This is a genomic window from Mesorhizobium sp. M0437 (genome assembly GCF_040321335.1).
In the GTDB taxonomy this organism is placed as follows: domain Bacteria; phylum Pseudomonadota; class Alphaproteobacteria; order Rhizobiales; family Rhizobiaceae; genus Mesorhizobium.
On sequence record NZ_JAMYRK010000223.1, the window covers coordinates 1 to 1,110 of the forward strand.

General features: G+C 61.4%; 2 protein-coding genes. Both read right to left on the bottom strand.

What is annotated here, in order from left to right:
• A partial coding sequence (locus NKI72_RS35105) for an ATP-binding cassette domain-containing protein (RefSeq protein ID WP_352852264.1) occupies window positions 1-442 on the bottom strand: 442 nt, incomplete at its 3' end.
• Window positions 432-1,110, bottom strand: a 679-nt coding sequence (locus NKI72_RS35110) for an ABC transporter permease (protein WP_352852265.1), incomplete at its 5' end; no start/stop codon positions are given. The genes NKI72_RS35105 and NKI72_RS35110, both read right to left, overlap by 11 nt.

Sequence of the window (1,110 nt, forward strand, 5' to 3'; positions counted from 1 at the left end):
GATAAAGATCGACCGCACTCCGGTTCGCTTTCTCTCGGCTTGCAATCCCATGCGCCACCACGGTTTCAACAGTCTGGTCGAGGAGCCGGTGGGCCGGATTGAAAGAGGCCGCTGCGCTTTGTGCGACATAGGCGATACGGGAGCCTCTGAGGCGGCGGCGCCCTGTCTCGCTGAGTGCCAGAAGATTGACCCCGTCGAACAGGATCGAGCCCTGTGTGATACGGCAGCCCGGCTTGGCGTAACCCATTGCCGCAAGGCCAATGGTGGATTTGCCGGCCCCAGACTCGCCGATCAGGCCAAGAACCTCCCCCCGCTTCAGCGCCAGATCGACCCCGCGGACAATGGGATGCCACCGCTCGTCCGAGAAGCCCTCCACATGCAGATTGCGGATCTGCAGCAGATCCTTGCCTTTTTCGCGCGACCCCGGACCGCTACCTTTCATCCCGCAACCCGCTTGTTGCGTGCAGGAACCAGTCGACGACGAAATTCACGGAGACTGTAAGGAGGGCAATCGCGCCGGCCGGCAGCAGCGGCGTGACATCGCCGTAGGTGATCAGGGTTGCATTCTCGCGCACCATCGATCCCCAATCGGCGGTAGGCGGCTGAATGCCGACGCCCAGGAAGGACAGTGCCGCGATCGTGAGGAATACGAAGCAAAATCGCAAGCCGAACTCCGCGACCAGCGGCGGCATGACATTGGGAAGGATTTCCTTGGCAATGATCCATTTCGGGCCTTCGCCGCGCAATCGCGCCACCTCGACATATTCCATCACTGCCACGTTAAGCCCGACGGCGCGTGCGAGCCGAAAGACGCGGGTGGAATCGAGCAGCGCAATGATGATTATCAGGCTGGTGATCGACGACCCGAAGATCGAAAGCAGCACCAGGGCGAAGATCAGGCTTGGGATCGACATCAACACGTCCACCGCACGCGACAGTATCTGGTCGAGCCATCCCCTGTACAATGCGGCAAGAAGGCCGAGCGAGACGCCGACGGCGAAGGACAGCAGTGTGGTCGCGACGGCGATACCGATGGTGTTGCGCGCACCGTAAATCAAGCGTGTGAGCATCTCGCGGCCGAGCTGGTCGGTTCCCAGTTTGAACTGCTGG